The sequence below is a fragment of the Streptomyces sp. NPDC021225 genome, from assembly GCF_044332865.1.
Taxonomy (GTDB): Bacteria; Actinomycetota; Actinomycetes; order Streptomycetales; family Streptomycetaceae; genus Streptomyces.
Genome location: NZ_JBIRPV010000012.1, coordinates 173992 through 187897, shown reverse-complemented (window position 1 = coordinate 187897; position 13906 = coordinate 173992). Strand labels below are relative to the sequence as shown.

The following is a 13906-nucleotide window of genomic DNA, read 5'->3' as shown; positions in this document are numbered from 1 at the left end:
GACGAACTCCGAGTCCACAGAGAGTGGGGCCCGGCCCGACGCCGTACCCCCCGTGATCCCCAAGTTCCGTCAGCCGACCCCGCGCCTTCCAGCCAACGCCGCATCTGTGGCGCTATCCGACAACGGCTAGCCTTCTGCGGTGAATCCCGACGCGTTCGACGAGCTGGACCGGCAACTGGTCCAGGCCCTCCAACTCGACGGCCGGGCCCCGTTCAGCCGGATCGCCGATGTGCTCGGCGTCTCCGACCAGACCGTGGCGCGCCGCTACACCCGGCTGCGCACGGCCGGGGCCATCCGGGTGCTGGGGCTCACCGACCCCGCCGCGCTCGGCGAAGTCGTCTGGCTGCTGCGGGTGCAGTGCACCCCGGACGCGGCCATGTCGGTGGCCGAGGCGCTGGCCCGCCGCCCCGACACCTCATGGGTGAGCCTGATGTCCGGCGGCACCGAGATCTCCGGCATCACGCGCGCGGCGTCCGGTGAGGACAGCGACGCGCTGCTGCTGCGCAAGTTGCCGGGTACTCCACGGGTGGTGGGCGTGGCCGCGCACTGTGTGCTCCATGAGTACTTCGGCGGGCCGCAGGGGCTGGTCAGCAAGTCGGGCACGCTGACGCCCCGGCAGATCGAGCGGCTGGTCGTCCCCGTCGTCAACCGCCCGCCGGACGGCCGCGCCCGGCTGGACGACGGCGACCGGCAGCTTCTGGCCGTGCTGGCGCGCGACGGGCGGGCGGGTCTTGCCGAGCTGGCTGCCGCCACGGGCTGGTCGCAGTCGACGGTACGCCGCCGCATGGCGGAGCTGCGCGCCGACGGCACCCTCTACTTCGACGTCGACTACCACTACCGCATGTTCGGCCATGGCTCCACGGCCGTGCTGTGGCTGTCCGTGCTGCCGGCCCACCTCGCCGCCGCCGGGCAGGCGGTGGCGGAGCACCCGGAGGCGGCCTTCGTCTGCGCGACCACCGGGCCGCACAATCTGCTGGCGGTCGTGGTGTGCCGGGACGTCCGGCATCTGTACGAGTACCTGACCACGCGGGTCGCCGCGCTGCCGGGGGTGCGGGGCATGGAGACCTCGCCGACGATCCGCCGGGTCAAGGGCGCGGGGCCGCTGCCGCTGTCGCCGCGCGGCGGGGCGCGGCGCGCCCCCTGACGTACCGCCGCACCTGCCGCCGTACCCCGGTCAAATCCCCTGGCCAGGGCGGTACTTGGAGGAAGCTCCCAACTCCCGGTGGTTGAACTCTGTTCAAGCAGACGACCCAATAAATCTTGACGATTGTCAGGGACCTGCCGAACCCTTGGCGTGCGCCAACGCACTGCCTCGTACTCGTTCCAGTTCCCTTCCCTACGGCCTTTTATGAAGGGCCGTCAGACATCGGAGGAACCGATGCGTCGTCTTGCCACGAGTCTCGCCGCCACCGCGGTCGCCGCGGCCACCGCCGTGGCCCTCGCCGGGCCCGCCCAAGCCGCCCCTGCGGACAAGCCGCAGGTGCTCTCCAGCTGGACCCAGACGAGCGCGAGCAGCTACAACGCGTGGCTCGCGGCGCGCAACAACCAGGGCGCCTGGTCGGCGTACCAGTTCGACTGGTCGACCGACTATTGCAGCAAGTCCCCCGACAACCCCTTCGGTTTCCCCTTCAAGACCGCCTGCGCCCGCCATGACTTCGGCTACCGCAACTACAAGGCGATAGGTGCCTTCAGCGCGAACAAGGCCCGCCTGGACAGCGCCTTCTACGAGGACCTCAAGCGGGTGTGCAACGGCTACAGCGGGGCGTCCAAGACCGCCTGTAACAGCACCGCCTGGACGTACTACCAGGCAGTCAAGGCGCTGGGCTGAAAAGCCGCTCCAGGACGAGGGCGATGCCCTCCTCCTCGTTGGACGCGGTGATCTCGTCGGCGACGGCCTTCAGCTCCTCGTGGGCATTGGCCATCGCCACGCCGTGGGCCGCCCACCGGAGCATCGCTGTGTCGTTGGGCATGTCGCCAAAGGCGATGGTGTCCTCCGCGGTCATCCCGAGGCGCCGGGCGGCCAGCGAGAGGCCCGTCGCCTTGGTCAGCCCCAGCGGCAACAGCTCCACCAGGCCCTCGCCCGACACCGTCACCCCCAGCAGGCCGCCCGCGGCCGTGCGGGCGGCCTCGGCCAACTCGTCGTCGCCCATCCGCGCGTGCTGGATGTAGAGCTTGCTGACGGGGGCGGACCACAGATCGGCCCGGTCCTTCAGCGACCGGGCCGACCGCTCCGCCGGATGTACCCCATAGCCGGGCCCGAAGAGCAGCTTGCCGTCGAGCCCGTCGCGGGCCACGGCCAGGAACAGCGGGCCGACCTCCGACTCGATCTTCTCCAGCGCCAGCGCGCCCAGTCGCCGGTCCAGGGTCACGGACGTCAGCAGCCGGTGCTCGCCCGCGTGGTAGACCTGCGCGCCCTGCCCGCACACCGCGAGCCCGTGGTAGTCGAGGTCGTCGAGTATGTGCCGGGCCACCGGCACCGTCCGCCCGGTGACCACGATGTGCGCCGCGCCCGCCGCGGTGGCCGCGGCGAGCGCCGCCCGGGTGCGCTCGGAGACCCGGTGGTCGCCGCGCAGCAGGGTGCCGTCGAGGTCGGTGGCGATGAGGCGGTAGGGCAGCGAGGGGCTGTCGCTCATCGGGCGACCGGCTCCAGGACCTCGCGTCCGCCCAGATACGGACGCAGGACCTCGGGCACCCGCACCGATCCATCGGCCTGCTGGTGGTTCTCCAGCAGCGCGACGATGGTGCGCGTGACCGCGCACAGCGTGCCGTTCAGCGTCGCCAGCGGCCGTACCCGCTTGTCCTCGCGCATCCGGATCGACAGCCGGCGCGACTGGAACTCGGTCGTGTTGGAGGTCGAGGTCAGCTCGCGGTACTTGCCCTGGGTCGGGATCCACGCCTCACAGTCGAACTTCCGCGTCGCCGAGGAGCCCAGGTCTCCCGAGGCCAGGTCGATCACCCGGAACGGCAGCTCGAGCGAGGTCAGCCACTGCTTCTCCCACTCCAGCAGCCGCTGGTGCTCGGCCTCCGCCTCCTCCGGCGTGGTGTAGACGAACATCTCGACCTTGTCGAACTGGTGCACCCGGAAGATGCCACGGGTGTCCTTGCCGTACGAGCCGGCCTCACGGCGGAAGCAGGAGGAGAACCCGGCGTAGCGGCGCGGCAGCTCGCCCGCGTCCAGGATCTCGTCCATGTGGTACGCGGCCAGCGGCACCTCGGAGGTGCCGACCAGGAAGAGGTCGTCCTTGTCGAGGTGGTAGACGTCGTCCGCGGCCTGGCCGAGGAAGCCGGTGCCCTCCATGGCCCGGGGCTTGACCAGGGCCGGGGTGAGGACGGGGGTGAAGCCCGCGGCGGTGGCCTGCGCCATCGCGGCGTTCACCAGCGCGAGCTCGAGCAGCGCGCCGACGCCGGTCAGATAGTAGAAGCGCGAGCCGGAGACCTTGGCGCCGCGCTCGGTGTCGATCGCGCCGAGCAGCTCACCGAGGACCAGGTGGTCCTTGGGGGTGATGCCCTCGGCCGCGAAGTCGCGCGGGGTGCCGACCGTCTCCAGGACGGCGAAGTCGTCCTCGCCGCCGATGGGCACGTCGGGGTGGACCAGGTTGCCGAGCCGGAGCAGCAGCCGCTGGGTCTCCTCCGCGGCCTCGTCCTGCTCGGCGTCGGCGGCCTTCACCGCGGCGGACAGCTCGCCCGCCTTCTTCAGCAGCTCCGCCTTCTCGTCGCCGGAGGCCTTGGGGATGAGCTTGCCGAGCGCCTTCTGCTCGGAGCGCAGCTCGTCGAAGCGGACGCTGGACGACCTGCGCCGCTCGTCGGCGGAGAGCAGCGCGTCGACGACGTCGACGTCCTCTCCACGGGCGCGCTGGGAGGCGCGCACACGGTCGGGGTCCTCACGGAGCAGACGAAGGTCAATCACGTCACCAGGTTACCGGTGTGCCCATCCGGTGCTCGACCCGATATTCCCTTGCGGTGCACTTTGTCCGCGTTTGGGATGGTATGGATTCTTGAGAATTCGCCCGTCTGTGCATCCGCGTGCCTTGGTGACGAAAGCGCGCATTCCCTGAAATGGGGCGAAGGGGCGGCTATGGGTGACCGGGTTCCCTTGTGCGAACGGGGAGTTGACCCTCGCGTTGTCCACAGGGTGGGGTGGCGGCGCCCAAAGTTATCCACAGGCTGTGTGTGAGTTCTGTGGATGTCGGGCTGATCATCTGGTACGCGAAGTGCTCGGCGATGGATTCCCCGATCAAACCTCGTTCACACACTCTTTCGGGTGGGATTTGCTCACTCCGGAGAGTTGGTCGAGAGAAAAGGGGTGACGTGAGTGATAGGTGTGGCGATAGGTGGGTTGGTGCGAGCTGGGTGATTTGTCGATTACGCCGGGTTGATGTGTCGACTTGTCCCCAGCCCGCGCCCCGTGCCTGTGGATAACTCGGTCAGGCCCGGCCGTCCTGGCAGCGGGCCAGCCACTCGTCCGCCGCCGCGAAGTCCTTGTCCTCGGTCCCGTACCGCAGCGGGGACATGTCCGACGGCTCGAAGCCCGCCCGCGGGTAGGAGCCCAGGAACCGCACATTCGGGCAGATCCGCTTCAGCCCCATCAGGGCCGAGGCGACCCGCCGGTCCGTGATGTGCCCCTCGAGGTCCACCGAGAAGAAGTAGCGGCCGATGCCCTGGCCCGTCGGGCGCGACTCGATGCGCACCAGGTTGACCCCGCGCGCCGCGAACTCCTGGAGCAGCTCCAGCAGCGCACCCGGGTGGTCGTCGCCGAGCCAGATCGCCACGGTCGTCTTGTCCGCGCCCGTCCGGGCGGCGGGCCGCGCCGGGCGGCCGACCAGCACAAAGCGGGTCGCCGCGTTCTGCGCGTCATGGATGCCGCTCACCAGGGGCGTAAGCCCGTACGTCGCCGCCGCGAACTCACCGGCGAACGCCGCGTCGTAGCGCCCCTCCTGCACCAGCCGCGCCCCGTCCCCGTTGGAGGCGGCCGACTCCCACACCGCGTCCGGCAGATTGGCCGCCAGCCACTTCCTGACCTGCGGCTGGGACACCGGGTGGCCGGTCACCGTCTTCACATCGGAGAGCTGGGTGCCCGGCCGTACCAGCAGCGCGAAGGCGATCGGCAGCAGCACCTCGCGGTAGATCATCAGCGGTTCGCCGGTGGCGAGCTCGTCGAGCGTGATGGTCACGCCGCCCTCCACCGAGTTCTCGATGGGGACCAGCGCGGCCGCCGCCGCGCCCGACCGCACGGCGTCCAGCGTCGTCGGCACCGAGACCATGGGGGTCAGCTCGCGCGTGGCGGCCTCGGGCAGCGACCGCAGGGCGGCCTCCGTGAACGTGCCTTCGGGACCGAGGTAGGTATAAACACTGGCCGACATCACGCTGACTCCCTGGAACGGACGAGAACCGCAACGATACCCAGCGTCCGGCCCCTGACGCCGTGGTTCACCCTTCCAAGAGTGCCTGACCGACGTACTCGCCCGGGGCGCAGCCGCCCGGCACCGCGAAGAGCGCGCTCGCCTCGTGCCGCAGAAAGCGCGACAGCCCGTCGCCCCGGTCCAGCTTCCGCTGCACCGGTACGAAGCCCTTCATCGGATCCGCCTGCCAGGCGATGAACAGCAGCCCCGCGTCCGGCGCGCCGTCCGCGCGGAAGCCGTCGTGGTACGAGAACGGGCGGCGCAGCATCGCCGCGCCCTGGTTCGAGACGGGCGCGGCGACCCGTACGTGCGCGTCGCCCGCGACGGCCAGCGACCCGTCCGCGTTCACCTTGTCCAGCTGGACCGGTGTGGTCTCGGTGCCGCCGGACAGCGGGGCCCCGTCCGACTTGCGGCGGCCTATCACCCGCTCCTGCCGTTCCGGGGAGAGGTGGTCCCAGGTGTCGAGGAGCATCCGGATCCGCCGCACCACCGCGTACGAGCCGCCCGCCATCCAGTCCGGCTTCCCCTGCGCGGGGACGAAGATCCGCTGGTCGAAGTCGTCATCCGTGGGCTTGGGGTTGTTGGTGCCGTCGACCTGCCCCATGAGGTTGCGGGCGGTCATGGGGCGGGAGGTCGCGCCGGGCGTCCGGTTGAAGCCGTTCATCTGCCAGCGCACCCGGGCCGTCTCCCCGGCCTCGCGCTGGAGCGCGCGCAGCGCGTGGAAGGCGACCAGCCCGTCGTTCGCGCCGATCTGAAGCCACAGATCGCCGTTGCTGCGCTTCGGGTCGAGCACGTCAGCGGAGAAGTCGGGGAGCGGGGCCAGCGCCTCCGGCAGCCGGTCGCCCAGCCCCACCTTGCCGAAGAAGGTGCGGCCGAAGCCGAAGGTGACGGTGAGCGACGCCGGGCCCGCGTCCAGCGCGATGCCCGTGTCGTTCGCCGGGGCCCTGCCCGCGGTCAGCTCCTCGGCCGTCTTCGACCAGCGGCGCAGCAGCGCGGCGGCCGCCTTGCGGTTCGCGCCGGGCGCCAGGTCGAGGGCGACCACGTGGCCGTGCGCCTGGAGGGGGGTGGTGATGCCGGCCTGGCGCTCGCCGTGGAAGGGCACGGCGGTCGAGCCGACGGAGCTGAGCGGGTCGGGGTCGGTGCGGGCCGTCTCGGCGGCGTACGCCCCGGCCGCGCCGCCCGCGACGAGCCCGGCCGCGCCGACGGCGCCGGCCGTGCCCAGCAGGCGGCGCCGGGAGATCGAGGAAGGGGGTTCCGGCTGGGTGTCCGGGGTGTGCTGGGTGTTCGGGGTCTTGCTCATTGGCCGATCTTCAGGGTCCTGGTCTCCGTCACCTGGTCGATGTCGGAGGTCCGTACGGTCAGGGCGAGCCGCCAGGTGCCGCCCATGGGCAGCTGGAAGCTCTTCGCGCTCCAGTGGCCGGTGGCGACGTGCTCCAGCGGCACGGTCAGCGGGCCGATGTTCTCCTTCGGGAGCGTCAGGGTCACCTTCGCCTCCTCCGCGTCCACGGGCCGGTCGGCCAGGTCGAAGGTGAAGACATGGATCAGGTTGTCGCCGGGGAGGGCCGGGTCCAGCATGAAGATCGCCTTGCCGCGGCCGCTCTTGGGCCCCGTGTTGTACGGGATCTCGACGCTGATCGGGTCGACGGCCGGGGTGGTGTCCACGGCCGCGCCGCCGGACTTCGCGCTCGCGACGGCGCTCGCGGCCCGGCCGGGCTGGGTCGTGCTGAGCACCGTGGCGACGGCGAGCAGCACGACGGCCACGACCGTCTCCGCGAGTACGGAGCGGTAGAGCGAGCCGCGGGTGAGGTCGCCGTGGCGCTTGCGGAGGGTGGCGGCCTTGGAGACCGCCGCCTTCTGGCGGGCGAGCTGGGCGGTGCGCACGGGGTCGGCGGCGGCAGCCTCTTCCGTGTCCTTGGCCTCTTCCTCTTCTTTCTCTTCCTCGGCCTCGGCTTCGTCACCGCTCGCCGTCGCCTCCTCGTCCGTGAGGCGGCCCGTCCAGCGGCGCGAGACGGAGGCGATGGCGACGAGCACCGCCACGAGGCCGACCTTGACCAGCAGCCAGCGCCCGTACTCGGTGCCGGTCAGCGCGTCCCAGGAGCCGACCTGCCGCCACGACTGGTAGAGGCCGGTGAGGACCAGGACGACGACCGAGCCGAAGGCCAGCCGCGAGAAGCGGCGCACCGCCGTCCGCCCGATCGGCTCCCCCGCGCGCAGCGTGGCCACGAGCGCCGCCAGACCGCCCAGCCATACGCCCACGGCGAGCAGGTGGACCACGTCGACCGGCATCGCCACGGTGGACTGGATGCCGACCGAGGCGTGCTCGGCCATCGCCCAGGTCGCGGCGATGCCCACCGAGACGACGGTGCCGCCGAAGGCGAGCCCGAAGGCCAGGTCCTGGCGCCGCCCCTGGTCCTCGTCCGCCGCGCGGCGCGCGTACGAGCCGAAGAGCACGGCCAGGAAGAGCGCCGCCGCGCCGAGCAGCATCAGCCGCGACAGCAGCGCCGCGCCCGCCTTGGTGGACAGCACATCGCTCAGGCCACCGAGGTCGAAGACCCCGCCGATGCCCTTGCCGTCGGTGTACGGGCCGCGCAGCAGCAACAGCAGCAGGGTCGCGGAGAAGAGGGCCACCCAGCCGCCGACGGTGAGCTTCTGGACCGGCCGCGAGGAGCGGCACAGCCCGGCGAAGACACAGCCGCCGACCAGCACCGTGAAGCCGCCGTAGGCGACGTACCGCCCGATGTCGTACAGCGTCTCGACCGTCTCGTCGGGGCCCGCGGCCGAGGGCACCTTGGCCTTCGTCTTGGACGGCGCGCCGATGGAGAACGTGAACGCCCCGGCCACCGGGTGGCTGTCCTCCGAGACCACCTTCCAGGCCACCGTGAACGTGCCGTCGGGCAGCCCGGCGTGCAGCGCGACGCCGGCCGTGGACGACTTGCCGCCCACATGGGCGGGTTTGCCGGTGTCCACCCGATTGCCCTTCGGGTCCAGGACGCGCACGGAGTCGCCGGACAGCAGCACCCCCTCCGAGAAGGTGAGCCGCACCTGCGACGGCGCGGCCTTGACCACCGCGCCGTCCGCGGGGTCGGTCTCCGTGAGCGCGGCGTGCGCCGACGCGGAGGACGCGCCGAAGCTGAGCGCGCACAGCAGCGCGGCCAGCAGGGCACCGAAGACCGACAGCAGTCGCCTGGTGGTCGGCCTGGACGGCCTGGACGGCCTGGTCAGCCTGGTCGTCCAGGCCGACCTGGTCGTCCTGGTCAGGGAGGGGGGCAGCGAGGGCATCGGGCGTCAGTCCTTGGGGCGGTACGTCGTCGGCTCGACCGGGACCTTGATCTCGATGGGGTCGGAGGAGGCGAAATGCAGGGTGAAACCGACCTTGTCACCGACGTTCGGCTTGCGGGTCAGATTTGTCAGCATCAGATGATCTCCGCCGGTGGCCAGCCGCAGCTCACCATTGGCCGGGATCTTCAGCGACCGCACCTGCTTCATCCGGGTGCCGGTGGTGGTGTGCATGGTGACCTCGCCGGCCAGCGAGGTGGTGACGGAGGTCAGCTCGTCGGCGCCGCCGCCCTTGTTGGTCACCGTCACATAGCCCGCGGCCATGTCCCGGGTCGGGGGCTGGGGCACGTACGCGCCGCTGACGGACAGCTTCGGCCGGTCGCCGCCGCCACCGTCCTCGCCGCCGCAGGCCGCGAGGGCGGCGGACAGGGTGAGGACCAGCGCGGCGGCGGCCGTCCGCCGCGCGCCGGTCGCCGTCCCGGTCACGGGTTCTGCCCCTTGATGATCTTCGGCAGGTCCTTGACGTACTGGTCGGCCGTGGTCTCGGTGGTGTAGAGCCAGTGGTTCTTGTCGTCCTTGGGGGAGAAGGCGATCACCTCGGCGCCGTGGTTGACGGTGATGCTGCCGTCCTTCTCCTTCTTCGGCTTCTCGACGAGGATGCCCAGCGGCCGCGCGGCGGCCTGGATGGTGTCGAAGTCGCCGGTCAGCGCGACGAAGTCCTGACCGCCCTGGCCGTCCAGCCAGGAGCGCATGCGCTTGGGGGTGTCCCGCCCGGGGTCGGTGGTGACGAAGACGACCTGGAGCTTGTCGCGCTCGGCCTTGGGGAGCTTCTGCTCCGCGAGGCCGATGTTGCTCATGACCAGCGAGCAGACGTCCGGGCAGTAGGTGTAGCCGAAGTAGATCAGGGTGGGCTTGCCCTTGGTCTCCTTCAGCAGGTCGTACTTCTTGCCGTCGGTGTCGGTCAGGACGAGATCGGGCTTGGCCTTGGGCTGGTCGAGGACGATCGCCTGGCCGGGCTTGCTGCCGCCGGAGACATCGGCGGCCTTCTCGGTCCGGTCGCCGTCGCCGCCGGAACCGCCGCAGGCGGTCAGGGTGAGAGCGGCGGCGGTGACGAGGGCCGCGCCCAGGTATGTGGTGTTGCGCATGGAGTCGTTCTCCAAAAGATGCGGGTGGATCGGTGGTGCGGGGGTGGCGGGCAAGCGCGCCCACCACCCCTCAGGTCCCTCGGTGCTGCGGGGTGGAGATCAGGCGTTGCGACGGCGGCCGGCGAGCACGCCGAAGGCCACGCCGGCGACGCCGACGACGATGCCCACGATGCCCAGCACACGGGCGGTGGTGTCGCTGTTGTCGCCGCCGTCATCGCTCGACGCGGAGGCGGTCTTCTCGGTGGCGCCGTCGGCCTCGGCCTTCGCGTTCTGGGTGCCGCCGCCGTGGCCGTCGGAGCCCTCGGCCGGCTTGACGAGCTTGAGGACGGGCGCCGGGTTCTCGGGCTCCGGCGCACCCTCCTTGGGCGCCTCGATCCAGCGCACGACCTCCTTGTCGTCGTACGTCTGGAGGGCCTTGAAGACCAGTTGGTCGGCGTCGTCGGGCAGCGCGCCGACCGACAGCGGGAACTGCTGGAAGGTGCCCGGCTCGATCTTGCCGCCGCTCCAGGTGACCTTGGTGACCGCCTCGGTGACCTTCTCGCCGTGCACCTCGACCGGCTTGGCGAGCTTGGTCTTGGTGAGCTTCACGTCCCAGCCGGGCACCGGTTGCGCCATCACCGAGGCCAGCGGGTGGTCGGCGGGCAGGGTGACCTCGAGCTTGACGGTCGAGGCGTCGTCCTTCTCGTTGGGCACCTTGAAGGCGATCGTGCTGTAGCCACCCTGCTCGGCCTGGCCCGGCTGCACGCTGACGTGCGCGAAGGCGGGGGTGGCGGCGAACAGCACCAGTGCTCCGGCGGCGATGCCGCAGGCCATCGGAAGACGGCGGAGACGGGGAAGACGCATGGCGTTCATGACAAAACACTCCATGGCAGGAATGAATCGGGATTTGGGGGTGGCGCGCGTGCGGCGACAGCGCGAACGCCCCCGGTCCCGCCGGAGTGCGCCGCGTCGGTCAGGCCGCGAGGTCGAAGCCAGGCGGGCCCCGCCTGATCACACTGTGCTGGAGTACGAGGGTCTCGGCCGCGCACTCGTCCCGTTCGGGTGTGCGCGGCCGGCGCACGGAGGCGCCGAGCGGCTCGTCCTGGCCGGCGCGCAGCGCCCGGACCAGCCGCAGCGCGGCGCGCAGCGCCCGCACGAGCGCGGCTTCCGCGACCCCGCGCGCCCCGTCCGCCGACAGCCGCACCGCCCGCCACACGGCCACCTCGCCGCGGCGCAGCAGCCAGCCGACGGCGAGGGCGGCGAGCAGATGCCCCAGCGCCATCGGCAGCGACGGCAGCAGGGTGTCCAGGTGCATGGCCTCGGGGCCCGGCCGGGACGGCGCGGAGCCCACCGTGGCGGGGTCGATCCCGGCGTGGGTGACGATCCGGTGCGCCGTGGCGGCGTCCAGCCGGACGGGGCCCGAGCCGCACAGCAGCCGGCCGGCCATGGCGGTCACCCCGCCCTCGGAGCCGCCCGTTGCCGGGGTCTGCTGGGTGGTGCGCTGCCCGAGCGCGAAGACGGCGTGGAGCGCGAGCTGACCCACGCCCAGGACCACGGCGATCCCGGGCAGCGACCGCTCCCGCCCGGCCAGCGGCGCCACCGTCGCGAACAGCACCGCGCAGCCCGCGCCGAGCGTCCACAGCGGCACGGTCGTGCAGGAGGCGAGCATGTGCCCGCCCGCGGACAGCACGACGCAGACCGCGGTGAACACCGCGGCCCGCAGTATCCGCAGATCGGCTCCGGCGCGTCCGTGGGGGGCAGACATGGCCGCGCCATCATCCCACTGGGCCCCGAATTCCCCCACGGCGGGTGGGGCGTACCGCCGCACACCTGGACAGCTCCATGCACCGCTCCATACACCGCGATATGGAATATGCGCTTCCGCCGAATGAGGGGAGTCACGTCAATTGGACGCTTACGGACCATGGACGCAGGCAATACGTAACGGTATGTCGAGCCGTGGCCGGGAGGCTGGAGTATGAGCATTTGGTGGTCACTCCATCTGCCGCGTGAGGCGGCGAGCGTTCCGCTCGCCCGGCGCCTGCTCCTCGGCACGATGGAGACGGCCGGGGTCGATCCCGAGATCTCCTACGACCTGTCGGTCGCCCTCTCCGAGGCCTGCGCCAACGCGGTCGAGCACGGCGGCGCGGACGGCGCCGACGGGGACTACAGAGTCACGACCTTCATCGACGGCGACACCTGCCGCATCGAGGTCACCGACTCCGGGCCGGGCTTCCACCGCCGCCCCGTCCCCGCCGGCCCGGGGGACTGGGCCAAGGCCCCGCAGCCCCACCCCGCCGCGAGACAGCCGGCCCCCGCCCAGGCAGAGCACGGGCGAGGGCTCTTTTTGATCGAGGCGCTGACCGACCACGTCCGCTACCGCGACCGCCCGGGGCGCGGCGGTGTGGTGGTCAGCTTCGACAAGATCCTCAAGTGGCGCGAGGACTCCCTGACGGGGGTGTGACGACCGTGTCAGCCGCGTCGGTCGTGTCAGCCGCGCCGGTCGTGTCAGCCGCGTCCGTGTCGGCCGCTTCGGCCGCTTCGGCCGCTTCGGCCGCTTCGGCCGCATCGGCCGAGAGGTCGGGCGGCAGCCCGCGGCACAGCGCGTCCAGCGCGCCCGCGAAGGCGTGGTCGGGCGGGGTGGCGTAGCCGACGACCAGGCCGTCGCGGGGCGGCCCCGCCGCGTCCGGATGGCGGTAGCCGGCCAGGCCCTCCAGGGCGAGCCCCTGCCAGGCGGCGGCCTGGACGGCGGACCGCTCGGTGCCCGGCGGCAGCTCCAGCACCGCGTGCAGCCCCGCCGCGACGCCGCTGACGCGGATGTGCGGGGCGCGTTCGGCGAGGGCGGCGACCAACTGGTCCCGGCGGCGGCGGTAGCGCTGGCGCATGTTGCGGATGTGCCGGTCGTATCCGCCCGACTCGATGAAGTCGGCGAGGGTGAGCTGGTCGAGCGCGCTCGCCCACGCCTCCCGCTCCCCCTTGACGGCCAGGACCTCGTCCACGAGGTGGTCGGGCAGCACCATCCAGCCCAGCCGCAGGGCCGGGGTCAGGCTCTTGCTGGCCGACCCCACGTAGAGGACATGCCCGGGGTCCAGGCCCTGGACGGCGCCCACGGGCTTGCGGTCGTAGCGGAACTCGCCGTCGTAGTCGTCCTCCAGGACCAGCCCGCCGCGGGCGCGCGCCCAGTCGACGGCGGCCGCCCGCCGCAGGGGGTGCAGCGGCCCGCCGGTGGGGAACTGGTGGGCGGGCGTGAGCAGGACGGTCCGTACGCCCTGGAGCGAGGCCAGCTCCTCGGTGCGGGCGCCGTCCGCGTCCAGCGACAGCGGCACGGTACGGATCCCGGCGGCGGCGAGCAGCGAGCGGTGGAAGCCGAGGCCGTACGCCTCCACGGCCGCCGTGCCGCGCAGCGCCGCCGTCCCGGCCAGCAGCCGCAGCGCGTGGGCGTACCCGGAGCAGATGACGATCCGGTCCGCGTCGGTGCGCACGCCCCGGGCGCGGGCCAGATAGCCGGCCAGCGCGCGGCGCAGCTCCGGGCGGCCGTGCGGATCGCCGGGGCCGAAGGCCTCGTTGGGTGCGGAGGTCAGGGCGCGGCGGGCGGAGGCCAGCCAGGCGGAACGGGGGAAGGACGCCGCGTCGGGCTGGCCTTGCAGCAGATTGTGGACGGGCTCGGGAGGACGCGCGGGCGCGCTGCGGGCGCGCCGCACGGGCGCCGAGCCGAAGCCCACGGCCGCGCCGCCCCTTCGGTTCACTCGCCTGGGCGGGGGCGGCGCGGCCCGGGGCGCGACGCGGGTGCCGGAGCCCTGGCGGGCGGTGAGCCAGCCCTCGGCGACCAGCTCGGCGTAGGCGCCGGCCACGGTGTTGCGGGCCAGGCCGAGGTCGGCGGCGAGGGACCGGTACGGCGGCAGCCGGGTGCCGGGGGCGAGCCGGCCGTCGCGGATGGCCTCGCGCAGCGCCCCCGTCAACGCCGCCCGGCGGCTGCCCGCCCTGGCCAGCTCCAGATGGAGATCACTGCCGAGGGCCGCCGCCGAATTGACCCAGGATTCCGCCACGGCGACCGACGATACCCCGGGTCTCTTCTCCCGAGCTCGGCTCTTCAGGGCCTGAAGAAGG

Annotated in this window: 13 protein-coding genes; 3 read left to right on the top strand and 10 right to left on the bottom strand. The window is 72.3% G+C overall.

The window, feature by feature from the left end; translation table 11 throughout:
• Positions 1-139 precede the first annotated feature (139 nt).
• Both ACH4S9_RS37565 and ACH4S9_RS37560 read left to right on the top strand, forming a co-directional pair.
• Positions 140-1144 carry an Lrp/AsnC family transcriptional regulator gene (locus ACH4S9_RS37565; RefSeq protein ID WP_398376136.1) on the top strand — a complete coding sequence of 335 codons (1005 nt, stop codon included), beginning with the start codon at positions 140-142 and terminating at the stop codon, positions 1142-1144.
• A 234-nt stretch (positions 1145-1378) separates the two neighbouring features.
• Positions 1379-1828 (top strand): phospholipase, encoded by a 450-nt coding sequence (locus ACH4S9_RS37560; protein ID WP_311726059.1) that lies wholly within the window; start codon positions 1379-1381, stop codon positions 1826-1828.
• Here the strand turns inward: ACH4S9_RS37560 and ACH4S9_RS37555 are convergent.
• The 9 genes from ACH4S9_RS37555 to ACH4S9_RS37515 form a co-directional block, all read right to left on the bottom strand.
• Complete coding sequence (locus ACH4S9_RS37555) at positions 1812-2633, bottom strand: HAD family hydrolase (protein ID WP_398376133.1); 822 nt, start codon at positions 2631-2633, stop codon at positions 1812-1814. The two genes, ACH4S9_RS37560 and ACH4S9_RS37555, sit on opposite strands and share 17 nt — an antisense overlap.
• Positions 2630-3907 carry a serine--tRNA ligase gene (gene serS / locus ACH4S9_RS37550; RefSeq protein ID WP_311726061.1) on the bottom strand — a complete coding sequence of 426 codons (1278 nt, stop codon included), beginning with the start codon at positions 3905-3907 and terminating at the stop codon, positions 2630-2632. The genes ACH4S9_RS37555 and serS overlap by 4 nt, the downstream gene beginning before the upstream one ends.
• A 517-nt stretch (positions 3908-4424) precedes the next feature.
• Positions 4425-5360 carry a prephenate dehydratase gene (pheA, locus tag ACH4S9_RS37545; RefSeq protein WP_311726062.1) on the bottom strand — a complete coding sequence of 312 codons (936 nt, stop codon included), beginning with the start codon at positions 5358-5360 and terminating at the stop codon, positions 4425-4427.
• A 67-nt stretch (positions 5361-5427) separates the two neighbouring features.
• Positions 5428-6699: an iron uptake transporter deferrochelatase/peroxidase subunit gene (gene efeB, locus ACH4S9_RS37540; protein WP_398376131.1), complete on the bottom strand. Its 1272-nt coding sequence runs from the start codon at positions 6697-6699 to the stop codon at positions 5428-5430.
• Complete coding sequence (locus ACH4S9_RS37535; RefSeq protein WP_398376130.1) at positions 6696-8678, bottom strand: copper resistance CopC/CopD family protein; 1983 nt, start codon at positions 8676-8678, stop codon at positions 6696-6698. Before ACH4S9_RS37535 ends, efeB begins: the two co-directional genes overlap by 4 nt.
• 6 nt (positions 8679-8684) lie before the next feature.
• On the bottom strand, positions 8685-9161 hold the full coding sequence (locus tag ACH4S9_RS37530) for a copper chaperone PCu(A)C (RefSeq protein ID WP_385342324.1): 477 nt from the start codon (positions 9159-9161) through the stop codon (positions 8685-8687).
• Positions 9158-9820: an SCO family protein gene (locus ACH4S9_RS37525; RefSeq protein WP_398376128.1), complete on the bottom strand. Its 663-nt coding sequence runs from the start codon at positions 9818-9820 to the stop codon at positions 9158-9160. Before ACH4S9_RS37525 ends, ACH4S9_RS37530 begins: the two co-directional genes overlap by 4 nt.
• Positions 9821-9919: 99 nt before the next feature.
• Entirely contained in the window at positions 9920-10672 is a 753-nt protein-coding gene (locus tag ACH4S9_RS37520) for a YcnI family protein (RefSeq protein WP_311726067.1), read from the bottom strand.
• A gap of 100 nt (positions 10673-10772) precedes the next feature.
• Positions 10773-11564, bottom strand: a complete 792-nt coding sequence (locus tag ACH4S9_RS37515) for a hypothetical protein (protein WP_398376126.1) — start codon at positions 11562-11564, stop codon at positions 10773-10775.
• 213 nt (positions 11565-11777) lie between these two features.
• Here ACH4S9_RS37515 and ACH4S9_RS37510 point away from each other — a divergent pair, with 213 nt between their 5' ends.
• Positions 11778-12263, top strand: coding sequence for an ATP-binding protein (locus ACH4S9_RS37510; protein WP_311726069.1), 486 nt, complete (start codon positions 11778-11780; stop codon positions 12261-12263).
• On the opposite strand, the gene ACH4S9_RS37505 is transcribed toward ACH4S9_RS37510, so the two are convergent.
• Complete coding sequence (locus ACH4S9_RS37505; protein ID WP_398376124.1) at positions 12229-13845, bottom strand: PLP-dependent aminotransferase family protein; 1617 nt, start codon at positions 13843-13845, stop codon at positions 12229-12231. The genes ACH4S9_RS37510 and ACH4S9_RS37505 overlap by 35 nt on opposite strands.
• Between the last annotated feature and the right edge of the window lie 61 nt (positions 13846-13906).